General features: G+C 70.4%; 13 protein-coding genes. 4 read left to right on the top strand and 9 right to left on the bottom strand.

Annotation, left to right across the window (positions count from 1 at the left end; all coding sequences use genetic code 11):
* Positions 1-93: 93 nt before the first annotated feature.
* Positions 94-444: a DUF3817 domain-containing protein gene (locus tag LV79_RS26140; RefSeq protein WP_253840882.1), complete on the top strand. Its 351-nt coding sequence runs from the start codon at positions 94-96 to the stop codon at positions 442-444.
* A 111-nt stretch (positions 445-555) separates the two neighbouring features.
* Here the strand turns inward: LV79_RS26140 and LV79_RS26145 are convergent, their stop codons facing one another.
* A complete protein-coding gene (locus tag LV79_RS26145; protein ID WP_253840883.1) occupies positions 556-1,059 on the bottom strand; it encodes a MarR family winged helix-turn-helix transcriptional regulator in 504 nt (167 codons plus the stop codon).
* Between the two features lie 79 nt (positions 1,060-1,138).
* On the opposite strand from LV79_RS26145, the gene LV79_RS26150 reads away from it, so the two are divergent.
* The 3 genes from LV79_RS26150 (at position 1,139) to LV79_RS26160 (ending at position 3,454) form a co-directional block, all read left to right on the top strand.
* A complete protein-coding gene (locus LV79_RS26150; protein WP_253840884.1) occupies positions 1,139-1,435 on the top strand; it encodes an MTH1187 family thiamine-binding protein in 297 nt (98 codons plus the stop codon).
* A gap of 50 nt (positions 1,436-1,485) precedes the next feature.
* Positions 1,486-2,394 (top strand): SCO6745 family protein, encoded by a 909-nt coding sequence (locus LV79_RS26155; protein WP_253840885.1) that lies wholly within the window; start codon positions 1,486-1,488, stop codon positions 2,392-2,394.
* Between the two features lie 97 nt (positions 2,395-2,491).
* A complete protein-coding gene (locus LV79_RS26160; protein WP_253840886.1) occupies positions 2,492-3,454 on the top strand; it encodes a tetratricopeptide repeat protein in 963 nt (320 codons plus the stop codon).
* Positions 3,455-4,105: 651 nt separating this feature from the next.
* Here the strand turns inward: LV79_RS26160 and LV79_RS26165 are convergent.
* From LV79_RS26165 to treS, 8 genes are all read right to left on the bottom strand, one after another.
* Positions 4,106-5,593: a neutral zinc metallopeptidase gene (locus tag LV79_RS26165; RefSeq protein ID WP_253840887.1), complete on the bottom strand. Its 1,488-nt coding sequence runs from the start codon at positions 5,591-5,593 to the stop codon at positions 4,106-4,108.
* 85 nt (positions 5,594-5,678) lie between these two features.
* Positions 5,679-7,082 carry a neutral zinc metallopeptidase gene (locus LV79_RS26170; RefSeq protein WP_253840888.1) on the bottom strand — a complete coding sequence of 468 codons (1,404 nt, stop codon included), beginning with the start codon at positions 7,080-7,082 and terminating at the stop codon, positions 5,679-5,681.
* 17 nt (positions 7,083-7,099) lie between these two features.
* Positions 7,100-8,107 (bottom strand): ParA family protein, encoded by a 1,008-nt coding sequence (locus LV79_RS26175; protein ID WP_253840889.1) that lies wholly within the window; start codon positions 8,105-8,107, stop codon positions 7,100-7,102.
* Positions 8,104-9,294 (bottom strand): RNA/DNA-binding domain-containing protein, encoded by a 1,191-nt coding sequence (locus LV79_RS26180; RefSeq protein WP_253840890.1) that lies wholly within the window; start codon positions 9,292-9,294, stop codon positions 8,104-8,106. Before LV79_RS26180 ends, LV79_RS26175 begins: the two co-directional genes overlap by 4 nt.
* Before the next feature lie 66 nt (positions 9,295-9,360).
* Positions 9,361-11,649: a 1,4-alpha-glucan branching protein GlgB gene (gene glgB / locus LV79_RS26185; RefSeq protein ID WP_253840891.1), complete on the bottom strand. Its 2,289-nt coding sequence runs from the start codon at positions 11,647-11,649 to the stop codon at positions 9,361-9,363.
* Between the two features lie 9 nt (positions 11,650-11,658).
* Positions 11,659-12,099, bottom strand: a complete 441-nt coding sequence (locus LV79_RS26190) for a CBS domain-containing protein (RefSeq protein WP_253840892.1) — start codon at positions 12,097-12,099, stop codon at positions 11,659-11,661.
* Between the two features lie 131 nt (positions 12,100-12,230).
* On the bottom strand, positions 12,231-13,589 hold the full coding sequence (locus LV79_RS26195) for a maltokinase N-terminal cap-like domain-containing protein (RefSeq protein ID WP_253840893.1): 1,359 nt from the start codon (positions 13,587-13,589) through the stop codon (positions 12,231-12,233).
* The gene (gene treS / locus LV79_RS26200; protein ID WP_253840894.1) at positions 13,586-15,385 is read right to left on the bottom strand and encodes a maltose alpha-D-glucosyltransferase; all 1,800 of its coding nucleotides are present in this window, start codon (positions 15,383-15,385) and stop codon (positions 13,586-13,588) included. The genes LV79_RS26195 and treS overlap by 4 nt, the downstream gene beginning before the upstream one ends.
* Positions 15,386-15,510 lie beyond the last annotated feature (125 nt).

Below are 15,510 nucleotides of genomic sequence, written 5' to 3' on the forward strand. Positions count from 1 at the left end.
CACCAAAAATGCGGGGAGGCGGACATGTGGCTAGTGCCACTGTGGGGGTGGGGCTGACGGGGGGTGAGCGCGCTCACGCTCCACACTGGAGGCATGTTCACGCCAGCTGGTCGTTTCCGCGTCGTCGCGCTCGCCGAGGCCGTTTCCTGGATCGGTCTGCTCGTCGGCATGTTCTTCAAGTACGCCACCGGTCTCGGTGACATCGGGGTCAAGGTGTTCGGCCCCGTGCACGGTGTGGTGTTCGTCGCCTACCTCGTGGTGACCGCGGTCACCGCCCGGCAGCTGCGGTGGAGCCGCTGGACCGCCTTCTGGGCGCTGGCGGGCAGCGTCCCTCCATTCGCGACACTGGTCTTCGAGCGGTGGGCGCTGCGCACCGGCAAGCTCGACGACTCCGCCACCCCGGCGGGCATCGGCCTCGCGCTGCGCCTGCGCCCGGCCGCCTGACCCGGCCCTGATCCGCTTCTGATCCGTTCCTGATCCACCGCGGTGCGCCGGTCGGCGTGGCCCGGACACCGCTGGTGGATCCCCCCGGGACGTCCAGGGCCAGCCGTCGGTCTAGTCCTGGAAGTCGCCCGTCGCCCGGCGGACCTTGGCCAGCAGGTCGGTCAGCTGGGTGGTCTGGCGTTCGGTGAGCCCGCGCAGCCCGAAGTCCACCGCGGTCACCGCCTCGGTCGCCTCCGCCTGCCGCTGCCTGCCCGCGTCGGTGATCTCGGCCAGCGTGGTGCGCCGGTCGGTCGGGTGCGGGGTGCGCCGGACCAGCCCGTCGGCCTCCAGCCGGTCGACGATGTTGGTGACGCTGGTCGGGTGCAGCTGCAGCCGCTCACCCATCACCCGCATCGGCAGGCTGCCGCGCTTGGAGAAGGTCAGCAGCACCAGCGCCTCGTAGCGGGCGAAGGTCAGCCCGTGCGGCTTGAGCGCGGCGTCCACCGCGGACTGCAGGATCTGCTGCACGCGCATGACGCTGGTCACGGCCGCCATGGTGGTGGCGTCGCCGATGCGATCCCCCCACAGCTGCGCCGCGCGGGCGATCGGGTCGAACGGCAACGAGCGCGGCCTCATGGGAGTTGAAGCTACCAGTGGGGTTCGCCGGGGGTGCCCGGATAGTGTGCTGGCACCGCCCGCGTCCCGAGGAGTCCGCATGCTCATCGCGTTCAGCGTCAGCCCGCTCGGCGGGGAGTCCGAGACCGTCGGCCCCGCCGTAGCCGAGGCGGTGCGGGTGGTCCGCGAGTCCGGCCTGCCGCACCAGCTCACCGCCATGTACACCATCGTGGAGGGCGAGTGGGACGAGCTGATGGCGGTGGTGAAGCGGGCCACCGACGTGCTGCTCGCCGACTACCCCCGGGTCAGCCTGGTGCTCAAGGCCGACATCCGCCCCGGGCACACCGGCCAGCTCACCGCCAAGGTCGACCGGGTCGAGCAGTACCTCGCCGACTGAGGGTGACGCGCGATAGTCGGGCGTCCTACTATCGGACCACCTACGACTGGATGCCTACGACACGGGGAGCCGCTGTGGAGCCGCGCACGCTCTGGGAGTGCTTCGAGCCGTACCACGCCGTCACCTACTTCACCCCCGAGGCGATCGCCGAGACCGACGCGCTGGGCTGCAAGGGCCGGTGGATGGGCTACTTCGGCACCCGGGCCGCCCCGCTCGGCGCCGCGCCCGGGTGGTTGGCGACCAGCCTGTTCTACACGTTCCACCCCTCCCGGGTGCTGCGGCAGCTGCCCGCCGCCTGGTCGGTCGCCGAGCCCGCGGAGTTCCTCGCCGCCCGGCTGCGCGGGGTCGACGGGGCGCTGCGGCGGCTGCTCGGTGACGAGGTCGTCGAGGGGTCGGACGTGGCCGAGGCGGCCGAGTTGGCCCGCGCGGTCGTCGAGTGGATCCCGACCGCCGGTAGGCCGCTAGGGGCCGCCAACGCCGCTCTCGCGCTGCCGGAACAGCCGCACCTCGCGTTGTGGCAGGTCGCCACGACCCTGCGCGAGTCCCGGGGGGACGGGCACGTCGCCGCGCTGGTGACCGCCGGGCTGGACCCGGTCGAGGCCCTGGTGGCGTTCGCGGCGGACCGCGGTCTCACCGCCGGGTACCTGCAGGCCGCCCGGAACGTGCCGGAGGGGGAGTGGGCGGCGGCGGAGAACCGGCTGCTGGAACGCGACCTGCTGGCCGCGCCTGGGGTGCTGACCGAGTTCGGCGCCGAGCTGCGCCAGTCCGTTGAGGACCTCACCGACGAGGCCGCCGCCGCGCCGTGGCTCGAACTCGGCGACCAGGCCACCACCCGCTTCGCCACCCTGCTCGCCCCGCTCGCGCTGCGCATCACCCTGACCAACGACGTCATGCGCCCCAACCCGATGGCCCTCGCCCCGGAGCGGCGCCTGGCCGCGCTGGCCGGGGTCGAGCTGTAGGGCCGCCGGATCGGTCGCCACCAGGGCGGATGGCCCGGCCCGCCGGGGTTGGGCGGTAGGCCGGACGTGGTGCGGGCAGGCATGCCAGGATGAGGAGGTGACCAGGCCAGATCCACGCCAGACCGCCGCGCTGTCGGCCGCCCTGTCCAGGGCCGTAGACCTGTCCGCCCTCAAGGCGCGCGCCGACGCCGCGAAGACGTCCCCGCCCACGGCGGGCACCCACCCGTCCACCCCGGCCGCCACCAGCGCCGTCATCGACGTCACCGAGGCCAACTTCGAGTCCGAGGTCGTCGAGTACTCGACCCAGGTGCCGGTCGTCGTCGCCCTGGTCGCGGGCTGGTCGGCGCAGTCGACCCAACTGCTGGCCACCCTGGAGAAGCTCGCCGCCCAGGACAACGGCTCCTGGCGCCTGGCCAAGGTCGACGTCGAGACCAGCCCCCGCGTCGCCCAGCTCTTCGGCGCCCAGGCCGTGCCCATGGTGATCGCCATCGCGGGCCGCCAACCGGTCGACGCCTTCAACGACGTCCCCCCGGAAGACCGAGTCCGCCAGTGGGTCGACTCCATCCTCGACGCCCTCCGCGACCGCCTCCCCGGCATCCGCGCCGCCGAAGCCGCCGCCCCCGCTGGCGAAGAGCCCGTCGCCGAACCCGAGGACGAACGCTTCACCGTCGCCGAGAACGCCCTGGCCCTGGGTGACTTCACCGCCGCCGAAGCCGGCTACCAGGCCATCCTCGCCGCCGAACCGCACAACGCCGAGGCCAAGGCCGCCCTGGCCCAGGTCCAGTTCCTCGCCCGCGCCCAGGCCACGGACCCCTCCGTCATCGTCCGCGCCGACATCTCCCCGGACGACGTCGACGCCCAGCTGTCCGCCGCTGACCTGGAGGTCGCCGGCCAACAGGTGGAACAAGCCTTCACCCGCCTCATCGCCGCCGTCCGCCGCTCCGCAGGCCCCGACCGCGACAAGGCCCGAACCCACCTGGTCTCGTTGTTCGACCTCTTCGCCCCGGACGACCCCCGCGTGGCCAAGGCCCGCCGAGACCTAGCCAGCGCCCTGTTCTAACCCTCTCTCCACCCCCAGGCCCGCACCCTTCCCGGTGCGGGCCTTCGTCTTTCCCACCCCCCCCCCCACCAAGCCCAACCGCCTCCCCACGCCCCGCTCCACCAGGTCCCCACGCCCAGTCCCACCCCACCCGCCAACGACTGGCGAAGACCCCACAACGTTGGCCCCAGGACACCCGCCAACAACGTTGGCCCCCAAGCACCCGCCGACGACGTTGGCCCGCCCCGCGCTCCACCGAAGGCGCTGGTGCCAGGCCGGCTCGATGGGGTGGACTTGTTTTGTGTGGGGGAGGACCACCCGTAGCGTCGACAGGGGCAGGGGAGGGCCGCTCTGTGGCCCCCTGCTTTTAGCCCTTCCCAGGGTGGTCCAGGGGCCCCGCACAAAATAAGTTCACCCCATCGAGCTCTTCGCATTCTCGCGTCAAGTCGATGGCGCAGCCGAGGCGTCTACCGCAGCGAAGCGAAGGCCCGAAAGCCGGAGATCCCCAGCTCAACGCCTACCCGCCCACGGCAGCCAAGATCAACCCGCCCCAAAGACCCCCGAATACACAGCCTACCCAAGGGAACGCAAGGCAAGAGAGGCTGAAAGTCGACCCTGTGGACAAATCGGCCCGTTGTGGACAACCAGTCCGATGCCGGTGAAGCACACTGCCTAGCTGAACTGGTTCGCGCAGCCTTTGTCGCCTTCGAAGTAGCCGATGCGGAAGGCTTCTACTCGGGCGAAGCCGGAGGGGACCTGTTTGCCGTTGATGTCGGCCGCGATGAGGCTGTTGTCCTGCAAGAGTTCCGCGACCGCCTCGTCCAGGTCGCCCACCGCCAAGCGGAGTTTGCTCTGGTTGGAAGTCCCAGCGAGGTCAGTGAACTTCGCCCACGCCCCAGTCAGGCAAGCAGTCCGCAGCCCTGTCTTGTCGCCCTCCAGCGACACCCCCACCGCCTTCTGGATCGACAGCGAGTACCGCGAAGCGATTTCCGCGAACGCCGCGAAGTCCCCGATCCCGGCACCGTCCACACCGGGCTCCTGCCCGCGCTTCGGTGGGGTGGCGATCTTCTCCATGGCGTCCGGGTCGATGGCGACGGTGTTCGAGTCCGGGCAGAACGACACCGGTGGGGTGGAGTTGCCCTTCTTGCAGTTGGCGCCGTTGTAGGTGATGGCGGGCGGGTTGGCGCCGGTGCGCTTGAAGGCCTCGTCGAGGCTGGCCTTGAGGAGGTCCTGGACCTTCTCGTTGTCGAACTCCACGTCGCCGTTGCGGGAGTTCTCCATCTCGGTCTCGCCGCGTTCCTTCTCGGCGATGCGGGTGTTGATCTCGTCCTGGTTCATCCGCGCGCAGCGGGTGGGGCCCTCGGAGAACCCGGCCTGGAAGGCGAAGACCCGGTCGAAGGCCAGGCCGTGGGCGCCCTGCTTGCTGGCCGAGAGACCGGCGGGGTCGCGGATGAAGAACATGGTGGCCAGGACGTGGTTGAGGCCCTTGCCGGTGTTGACGTCGAAGTGCTCGGCCTTGCCCTCGGCGACCCAGCGGAAGAAGCCGCCCGCGTAGCAGTCGGCCTGCTGCTCCTTGATGATCGTCGGCGTCGTCTGGGTGATGCCGCTCTTGGCGCCGAGCCGGAACTGCACCGCGTGGCCCATCTCGTGGGCGAGCACCGCGACCACCGACATCGGGCCGAACTGCTTGTCCAGCATGGGCAGCAGCACGCCCCGGTCCCAGGCGACGCTGTCGTCGGCGTTGCAGTAGAACGCGTTCACCAGGTCCGCGGTGCTCTGGCCGCACAGCTTGATGGCCTTGCCCTTGGAGTCGTAGGACGCCAGCCGCTTGATCGGCTCGAACCGCTGGCCGTCGAAGTCGGCGGGCATCCGCTCGGACCAGTAGGCGTAGATGTCGGACAGGGCGTTGACCGCCAGCCGGTCCATCTCGCCGCCGTCGGCGTTCTCCACCTGCAGGGTCGCGTCCGCCGCGCCCTTCTTCGGGCCGGTCGGGCCGTCGTTGTTGACCGGGATCCCGGCCGCGGTGCCCGCGTCGATGTCGCCGACGCCGCGCGCCCTGCCCTGGATCGGCTGCCCAGCGCACCCGCCGAGCTGCACGAGGAGAACCCCGGCCACCGCAAGGGCGGCGACGACCCGCGCCCGCGCACCAAGAACCCGCACCGCAACCCCTACCCGAGCCGTCCGACCTGATCTCCGGGAGAGGGTAACCGGGCACCGGCCCGCCCCGTACGCGGTTCGCGCTAAGTCACGAAAGGCCGCACGTTTGAGCACCCTCCGTGAACCCCTGGCGGAACGCGCGCACCCGGTCGAAGCCCGCCGCAGGCGCCGCACCGTCCACGTCGCGGGCCGCGTAGTCGTAGTCCAGCAGCACCTGGACGGCCTCGTCGAGATCACCGGGGGACAGCAGCCGGGGCCGGGTGACGAACAGCGACAGGGTGAACGCGCCCGCCAGGCAATTCACCGAGCGCTGCGCGTCCGCGCCCTTGAGCGGCTTGCCCGCCGCGGCCAACGCGGCCAGCCCGTAGCGGCTCGCGATCAGCGTGCCGGTCGCGTAGTCGCCGATGTCCGCGTGCAGTTCCGGCAGTTCCTTGCGCACGTCGACCTGCACCGACTTGTCCACCGGGCAGTACGCCACCGGCCCCTGCTTGGTGCCGTCGCAGGTCGGCGGCCCGCTCGACTCGACCACCTTCGGCGCGGTCCACTGCTTGCCCAGCGTCGGCAGCAGCGCCGCGTAGAACCCGTCGAGGCCCAGCGTCACCGACTCCACCATCTGCGCGAACTCCAGGTTGCCGCCGCGCGCCTGGTCACCGGCGTCGATGAACCCGCTGAGGGTGAACACCCGGTTGTCCACGGTCATCTTCGAGCAGGTCGCCGCGCCCTGCTCGTAGCCGTCCTGGAAGGCCGAGACCCGGTCGAAGGCGTCGCCGTGCGCGCCCCGGTCCTGCTGCTCGGTGCCGATCGGGTCCCGGAAGCTGATCAGCGACTCCAGCGCGGTGTCCAGCCGGTCCTTGGCGATGGTCAGGTGCGCGGCCTTGCCGTCGACCACCCAGCGCACGAACGACCCGGCGTAGCAGTCGGCCATCGCCTCGATCAGGATCGTCGGGTACCTGGCCGGGTCCGCCTTGCGCTCGTCGATGCCGCTGCCGGTGCGGTCCTGCACCGCGTGCCCCATCTCGTGCGCCAGCACCAGCATCACCGCCGCCTCACCGAAGCGGTCCCGCAGCACCGGCAGCAGCGCCGCCCGGTCCCACGCGATCACGTCGGCGTCCGGGCAGTAGAACGCGTTGCCCTCGACCTCGGTGGCCTTGTTCGCGCACGGCGGCGCCTTGCTGTCGGCGTCGGCCGTGTCCACGGAGTAGAACCCGCCCTTGAGCGGCGCGTAGTCCTTGCCGAAGGTCGGCGGGAACGTCGCCGTCCAGTACGCCTGCACGTCGGTGACCACCGTCGCCGCCAGCCGATCGATGTCCCCACCGTCGGTGTTGTGCACGAAGGACACGTCGACACCGCTGCCGGTGCCCCCCTCGCCCTTGGCCACCCCGCCCTGGCCCACCGCCTGCCCCGGCACCGTCGTGGTGCACGCCAGCAGCGCGAACACCGCGATCAGGGCGGGCAACAACCGCGCCAGGTCCCCAGGGCTATGCGTGCGCACGGGACCAGTCTGCCCCCTCACGCCGGGTGCGTTTGGGTCACTTCGACAACCCGGTCCATGATGCGTTCGGCCATCATCGCGAAATCGCCGTGCGCGTCGCGCGCGGCCAGCAGGTGACCGCCGTACGCACCGTCGGCGTGGGTCAGGAAGAAGATCGGTTTGCGCGCCTCTTGAGCCAGTGGCACCAGGCTGCGGTAGTGCTTGAGTTGCCCGAGGCAGTACGGATCTTGGTCGATGTCGGGCACGGTGGGGTCGGGCGAACCGAGTACGGAGCCGCGGAACACCTCCGGGATCTGCCGAATCCACCGTTGGTACGCCTGGACCGGCCGATTGAGCCGGACACCGTGCTGGAGGACGACGTAGCCCAGGGCTGCCATCTCCCCCTCCGGCAAGGCGAGGTTCTCCGGGCGCATGTGCAGTCGTTGGCGCCACCCCGTGCGCCACTTCTGCAACGCGGGACCGAGGTTGCGCAATCCCTGCATGCTGAACAGGTCGGGAGCGACCGGGATCACCACGAAGTCCGAGGCCACGAGCGCCGCCCGGTTGATGGCACCGAGGCTGGGCCCGACGTCGACCAGCACGTAGTGCGCGTGGTGTTGCCTGGCCGCGTTCTGCAGCACTGACCAGAAGGCCGAGATGATGCGAAACGCCCGGGGATCACCATCCAGGCACTTGGGCCAGCTGGCGCTGAGGTCGTCCTCGAACGCCGACAGATCGAGATCACCCGCGAGCAGGCCGAGCCGGTCGTCGCCGGTGGGGGTGAGGGTGCTCGCACCGAGGCCGCCTTCGCCCTCCTGGAACGGCCGGATCGTGCCCCAGACCGTCAGTCGCGGACCACTTCCCGACCAGAGCCGCTCGATCTCGTCCTCGGTGAGGAACGCCGTGGTGAGGTTCGCCTGGGGGTCGAGATCGGCGACCACCACCCTCTTGCCGAGGTCAGCCATCATCCACGCGATGTGGTAGACGAGTGAGGTCTTGCCGACGCCGCCCTTGTTGTTGAAGAACGTGATGATCGGTGCGCTCACGACCTGCCTCGAATGGTCACGGCGACGTGCGATTCCGTCGCCTCGAACTCCGGTGGCGGGTTGCCGTTGTCGGCTAGGCCCTTGCGGGTGATCGGGATACCCGCGCCGAACCGCTGGACGTACCCAAGCCCGTGCATCATGTCCGCCAGGGTCGGATTGCGGTAGTCGGTGATCCCGTTGCCGAAAGTCGCGGTGGTGACCACGCCGAACGGACCGCCCGGGCTGACCACCTCGATCCGGTCCTGATACCACGTCATCCGGACCGGTGAGTGCGTGTACTCGTAGGTCCGGTGCATGACCGCGTTGCGGACGATCTGCTGGAGCGCGGCGACCGGGTAGTCTGGAGTTCGCGACTCCAGAGGCCCGCCGGTGATGTCGACAGCGACCCTGATGTTGATCGTGAGCAGTTCGTCGAGTCTGCTCAGCAAAGTAGGCAGTGGACCATCGAGCCGCTTCTCGTCGACGATCGGATCGGTGAGGTCCTGCCCGGCGACTCGGAGGAATTGGATGTAGGCGCCGGGAAGGAAGCCAAGAGGATCTCGCCCCACTGTGAGCAGACCAGCCGCGGTCGGCACCCCCTCCGCCGTGGTGAGCCTGAGCGCCGCCATGCGCTGTCCGGTCGTGCGACCGTTGGCCGCCAGCACCGCCGGTGGCACTAGCGACGGCACCAGGGTGTCAGTGAAGAGATCTTGATCGAGGTCGGTGAGGGTCGCGCCCGCCAGCGGTCGTACGTCGAACGGCGCGTCCAGTGAGCGTCGGCGTTCATTGAGCCTGCGCTCGTCATCCCCATTGGCCAAACCCCGGCGAGGGCCGACTCTGATCCAGATCTGCCCCTTGTAGCGGACCGGCGGGGCGGTGCTCGGCTCGACTTCCACCACCGCCAAGTCCCTGCCACCCAGTACGACCTTGCGCACGGTCAACGACGGTGGTGGGAGGAGATTTCCCTGGTCACGCAGCGAAGCGAGGTTCTGCAGCAGTTGGTCGGTGATGACGAGCCCCGCGTGGTCGCCGTTGTCCTTGACGCCGATGAAGAGCACACCACGCTGCCGGTGACCAGGAAGGTCGTTGGCGAAAGCGCACACTGCTTGGCCGATCTTGTCGACCGCGTGGGCTGACTCCTTGCGCTCCACTCGGTCCGATTCCAGGTCGGCGAACAGCCGTTCGAGTTCGTTGTCGGACAGCGGCATGCACTGATCCTACGGGCACGATCTCGCTGGACTACGAGATCGTGCCTGCCGCGTCGAGGGGCGCTGTCAGACCGCGGGCACGTCAGGGCCGACGTCCACCGCGTCACCCGGGAAGGGCTTGGGCGGGGTCGACTCCGCCTGGGCCGTGTCGGGCAGGGCGGCGTTGGGGAGAGCGCTGTCGGCCTCGGCGATGACCTGGTCGGCGGTGTCGCGGTCCGGGGTCAGCCAGACGACGCCCTGCGGGGGGAGTTGGAGGACGAGGGACGCGGGGCGGCCGTGCCAGGGCTTGTCGGTGGCGGTGACGCCGCCGAGGTTGCCGACGCCGGAGCCGCCGTAGGACTCGGCGTCGGTGTTGACGACCTCGCGCCACAGGCCGGTGCTGGGGACGCCCACCCGGTAGTCGTGGTGCGGGGAGCCGGAGAAGTTGGCGACGCAGAGCAGTTCGGTGTCGCCGCCCAGGCGCAGGAAGCTCAGGACGTTGCCCGCCGAGTCGTTGGCGTCGACCCAGGAGAAGCCTTCGGGGCGGCTGTCGTCGAGGTAGAGCGCGGGCTGCTCGCGGTAGACGCCGTTGAGGTCGCGCACCAGCGCCCCGATGCCCCGGTGCAGCGGCTGGTCGGTCAGCTCCCAGTCCAGCGACCGCGACTCCGACCACTCCCGGACCTGGCCGAACTCGCCGCCCATGAACAGCAGCTGCTTGCCCGGGTGCGCCCACATGAAGGCCAGCAGCGCGCGCAGGCCCGCCGCCTTGTTCCAGTCGTCGCCGGGCATCCGGGTCCACAGCGAGCCCTTGCCGTGCACCACCTCGTCGTGCGACAGCGGGAGGGTGAAGTTCTCACTCCACGCGTACACCAGCGAGAAGGTGATCTCGTTGTGGTGGTACGAGCGGTGGATCGGGTCGTGGCCGATGTAGCTGAGCGTGTCGTGCATCCAGCCCATGTTCCACTTGAAGCCGAACCCGAGGCCGCCAAGGTGCGTCGGCCGCGTCACCCCCGGCCACGCCGTCGACTCCTCGGCGACCATCACCACCCCCGGGTGGTGCTTGTAGACGGTCGCGTTCAGCTCCTGCAGGAACCGCACCGCGTCCAGGTTCTCCCGGCCGCCGTGCTCGTTGGGCAGCCACTCGCCGTCGTTGCGGGAGTAGTCCAGGTAGAGCATCGAGGCCACCGCGTCGACCCGCAGGCCGTCGATGTGGAACTCCTCGATCCAGTACAGCGCGTTGGCCACCAGGAAGTTGCGCACCTCGGAGCGGCCGAAGTCGAACACCAGGGTGCCCCAGTCGGGCTGCTCGCCGCGGCGCGGGTCGCCGTGCTCGTAGAGCGGGCTGCCGTCGAAGCGGGCCAGCGCCCACGAGTCGCGCGGGAAGTGCGCGGGCACCCAGTCCATGATCACGCCGATGCCGCGCCGGTGCAGCTCGTCGACCAGGTGCCGGAACTCGTCCGGGGAGCCGAAGCGCGCGGTCGGGGCGTAGTACGAGGTGACCTGGTAGCCCCACGACCCACCGAACGGGTGCTCGGCCACCGGCAGCAGTTCGACGTGGGTGAAGTTGTGCTCCACCAGGTAGTCACCGAGCTGGTCGGCCAGTTCCCGGTAGCCGAGGCCCTGGCGCCACGACCCGAGGTGCGCCTCGTAGACGCTCATCGGCGCCGCGCTCCACGACGTCGCGTCCCGGCGGGCCAGCCACTCGGCGTCCAGCCACCGGTACTCCGAAGTGGACACCACCGACGCGGTCGCGGGCGGCACCTCGGTGGCGCGGGCCATCGGGTCGGCCTTCTCGTGCCACGAACCGTCCGCGCCGTGGATGCGGAACTTGTACCGGGTACCCGGCGGTACCCCGGGCAAGAAGACCTCCCACACCCCGGACGAGCCCAGCGACCGCATCGGGTTCGCGCGCCCGTCCCAGCCGTCGAAGTCGCCGCACACCCGCACACCGCGCGCGGTGGGCGCCCACACCGCGAACGAGGTGCCCTCCACGACACCCTTGGCGGTGTCGTAGCGGCGCACGTGCGCGCCGAGGATCTCCCACAGCCGCTCGTGGCGGCCCTCGCGGAACAGGTGCAGGTCGAGCTCACCGAGCGTCGGCAACCAGCGGTACGGGTCCTCCACCAGTTCGGGACCCGCGCCGTAGTCGACCTCCAGGAGGTACTCCTCCGGAGCTTCCTTCAGGTCGACGGCGAACACGCTGTCGCCGACCTCGTCCATCTCGTGCCGCTGGTCGCCGAAGATCACCGCGACCGACTTGGCGTTGGGGCGCAGCGCCCGCACCACCGCCCCGCCCTTGCCCCTGGGGTGGATGCCCAGCAGGGAGTGCGGGTCGTGGTGCGCGCCTGCGATGAGCCGCTCGATCTCGTCAACCAACAAGAGGTATCAACCCTGGGATATGTAGGACTGGAGCTGGTCGCGGTCGGCTTCCAGCTGGCTTATGTGGCTCTTGACGACGTCACCGATGCTCACGATGCCCGCCAGCGCGCCCTGCTCGTCCAACACCGGCAGGTGCCGGATCCGGCGCTCGGTCATGGTGGCGGCCAGGCTGTCGACGCTGTCGGTCGGCAGGCAGGTCCGCACGTCCGCGGTCATGATGTCGGCGACGGTGACGCCGAGCAGCTCGGCACCGCGCGCGGTCAGACCCCGTACAACGTCCCGTTCGGACACGATGCCGACCACCTGGTCCCCGTCGAGCACCACGAGCGCGCCGACGTTGTACCTGGCGAGTTCGGCTATCAGGCCCTCGACAGTGGTACCCGGGTCCACCGTGGCCACGGCGGCGCCCTCAGCACCCTTGCCCCGCAACACATCCGCGATCCGCATGTCGCCACACCCCGATCCTTCAACCGGCGGCACCCCGAGAGCGGGCATTGTCGATCAGGTTAACCACGTTCTCGAATACCCGAAACTCGTGTTGCCCAAAAGTCGCAATGACGTCATGTCCGGATCCGGCGCTATCCGGCCGCGGCGACCCGGCTGATCGCGGCCAGCGGGATGGGCACCCAGTCGGGCCGGTTGCGGTGCTCGTAGCCCACCTCGTAGACGGCCTTGTCCAGCTCGAAAGCCCGCAGCAGCACCGCGTCCAACCGGGGGTCGGGACCCACGGTGGCGTACCCGTCGCAGAACGCGGAGCGGTTGCGGTCGGCCCATTCCGCGGCCCTGGTGAGCCGCTGGTGATCGGGTTCCTCGCCCGCCAGCAGGTGCAGCGCGGCGTAGTCGAACGAGCGCAACATCCCGGCCACGTCGCGCAGCGGCGACCGCGCCCTGACCCGTTCGGCCGGGGGCGCGTCCGGCTCGCCCTCGAAGTCGATGAGCACCCATCCGGTGGTCGTGCGCAGCACCTGGCCCAGGTGCAGGTCACCGTGCACCTGCTGGACCGTCGTCCCCGGCAGCCCGCGCACGGCGTCGAACGCCGCCCGCAGCACCGGTTCGTGCTCGGCCAGCGCGGGCACCTCGCGCACCGCCGCGTCCAGCCGGGCGTGCATCTCGTCGGCCCCGGCCATCATCTCCGCCGGGCCGACCGGCTCGGTGCCCAGCGCGGTGGCCAGCGCCGCGTGCACCTCGGCCACCGCGGCGCCCAACCGGTGCGCCTCGCCCGCGAAGTCACCGCCGACCTCGCCCGCGTGCAGATCGGCCTCCGCCAACAGGTCCCGCACGCTGGCGGTCGCCGTCGCCCAGCCCTCGGCGGCGTCACCGAGGAAGCGCTGGGCGAACCCGAGCACCGTGTCCTCCGTGCGCATCACCGCGACCGGCGCCGCGACCCGCGTGCTGCCCGCGCCTGCCAGCGCCCGGTGCAGCTCCACGTCCCGGCTCTCCCCGGGGACCGGGCGCCGGTAGACCTTGAGGATGTAGTGCTCGCCGAACACGATCGAGGTGTTGGACTGCTCCACCCCGATCGGCCGGGCGCGCAGCCCCGGGTGGATCTCCACCCCCGGCTCCGGCAGCCAGTCCACCCCGCCCGCCGCGGACCGGGTGGCGAACAGCTCGAGCAGCCCACCCATCAGCTCCGCGTCGTGCGTGGCGTCGTAGGCGAACGAGCCGTCCTCCAACCTGCCCACGGTCGCGCCGCGCAGGTGCTCCGGCACCTCCTCGACCACGCCGAGCAGCAGTTGGTAGCGCTCGCCGTCGGCGTCGACCAGGGCGTGCAGCAGGCTCGGGGCACCGGGGTCGGCGCCCTCCCACAGCACGGCCGCCCGCTCCACCTGCACGGTGCTGACGTCCCGGCCCTTGGCCGCGAACCAGCGCTGCGCGGGCAGCCAGGTCGGCAGGTCGTCGGCGAGGGAGGCCACCGCGGGCAGCGGTCGGGTGGTCACTGGAGCTCGCCCTCCTCGTGCGGTCGGGTGATCTGGAACCAGTAGAAGCCGTGCCCGGGCAGGGTCAGCAGGTACGGCAGCTCGCCGATCGCCGGGAACCGGACCCCGCCGGTCAGCTCCACCGGCACGTACCCGTCGTACTCCGACAGGTGCAGCTCCACCGGCTGCGGGAACCGGGACAGGTTGTTCACGCAGATCACCACGTCGTCGCCGTGCCTGCGCAGGTACGCCAGCACGCTCGGGTTCGACGAGCCCAGCTCGGTGAAGTCGCCGAGGCCGAACGCCGGGTGCTCGGTGCGCACCTGCAGCATCCGCCTGGTCCAGTGCAGCAGCGACGAGGTGTTGTTCATGTGCGCCTCGACGTTGACCGCCTGGAACCCGTACACCGGGTCGGCGATCGCGGGCAGGTACAGCCGACCCGGGTCGCAGCGGGAGAACCCGGCGTTGCGGTCCGGCGACCACTGCATCGGGGTGCGCACCGCGTCGCGGTCACCCAGCCAGATGTTGTCGCCCATGCCGATCTCGTCGCCGTAGTAGAGCACCGGCGACCCGGGCAGGCTCAGCAGCAGCGCGGTGAACAGCTCCTGCTGGTTGCGGTCGTTGTCCAGCAGCGGCGCCAACCGCCTGCGGATGCCGATGTTGGCCTTCATCCGCGGGTCCTTGGCGTACTCCGCGTACATGTAGTCGCGCTCCTCGTCGGTGACCATCTCCAGGGTCAGCTCGTCGTGGTTGCGCAGGAAGATGCCCCACTGGGCACCGGAGGGGATCGACGGCGTGTGCGCCAGGATCTCCGAGATCGGGAACCGCGACTCCCGGCGCACCGCCATGAAGATGCGCGGCATCAGCGGGAAGTGGAACGCCATGTGGCACTCGTCGCCGCCGATGGCCGGGTCGCCGAAGTACTCCACCACGTCCGCGGGCCACTGGTTCGCCTCGGCCAGCAGCACCCGGCCGGGGAACTCGTCGTCGACGACCTTGCGGCAGCGCTTGAGGAACTCGTGCGTGCGCGGCAGGTTCTCGCAGTTGGTGCCCTCCTCCTCGAACAGGTAGGGCACCGCGTCGAGCCGGAAGCCGTCGATGCCGATGTCGAGCCAGAACCGCAGCACGTCGAGCATCGCGTCCTGGACCTCGGGGTTCTCGTAGTTGAGGTCCGGCTGGTGGGAGAAGAACCGGTGCCAGTAGAACTGGCCGCGCACCGGGTCGTAGGTCCAGTTCGAGGTCTCGGTGTCGACGAAGATGATCCGCGCGTCGGCGTAGGCCTCGTCGGTGTCGGACCAGACGTAGTAGTCGCCGTAGGGGCCGTCCGGGTGCTGGCGCGACTCCTGGAACCAGGGGTGCGCGTCGGAGGTGTGGTTGAGCACCAGGTCGGTGATCACCCGGATGCCGCGCTTGTGCGCCTGGTCGAGCAGGTAGCTGAAGTCGTCGACGGTGCCGAACTCGGGCAGCACCGCGCGGAAGTCGCTGATGTCGTAGCCGCCGTCGCGCAGCGGCGAGGCGTAGAACGGGGGCAGCCAGAGGCAGTCGATGCCCAACCACTGCAGGTAGTCGAGCTTGTCGGCCAACCCGCGCAGGTCGCCGGTGCCGTTGCCGTCGGAGTCGTTGAACGCCCGGACGAGCACCTCGTAGAAGACCGCGCTCTTGTACCACTCCGTCTGCGGCGGCGCTGACCGCGCGTGGTGGAAGTCCTCGGCCTGCGGCTCGGTGAGGTGCCCGTCGGCGGTCACCCCCTCGCCGGTGTGCGGGATGCCCGCGAGGCCCAATGCCGCGTCGGGCGCGGTGGTGTCCTGAACCGTCATGCTTGTCGCCCTCGCCCCGTGTCTCGGCCGTGTGTCAGCGTGTCCCTGCCGGTCGCGTCCAGTGCCGGTGCGCCATGCGTACCACGTTTCGCCCCGGACGACCGCGCACCACCCCGCACCCTCCC

The sequence above is a fragment of the Actinokineospora globicatena genome, from assembly GCF_024171945.1.
Taxonomy (GTDB): Bacteria; Actinomycetota; Actinomycetes; order Mycobacteriales; family Pseudonocardiaceae; genus Actinokineospora; species Actinokineospora globicatena.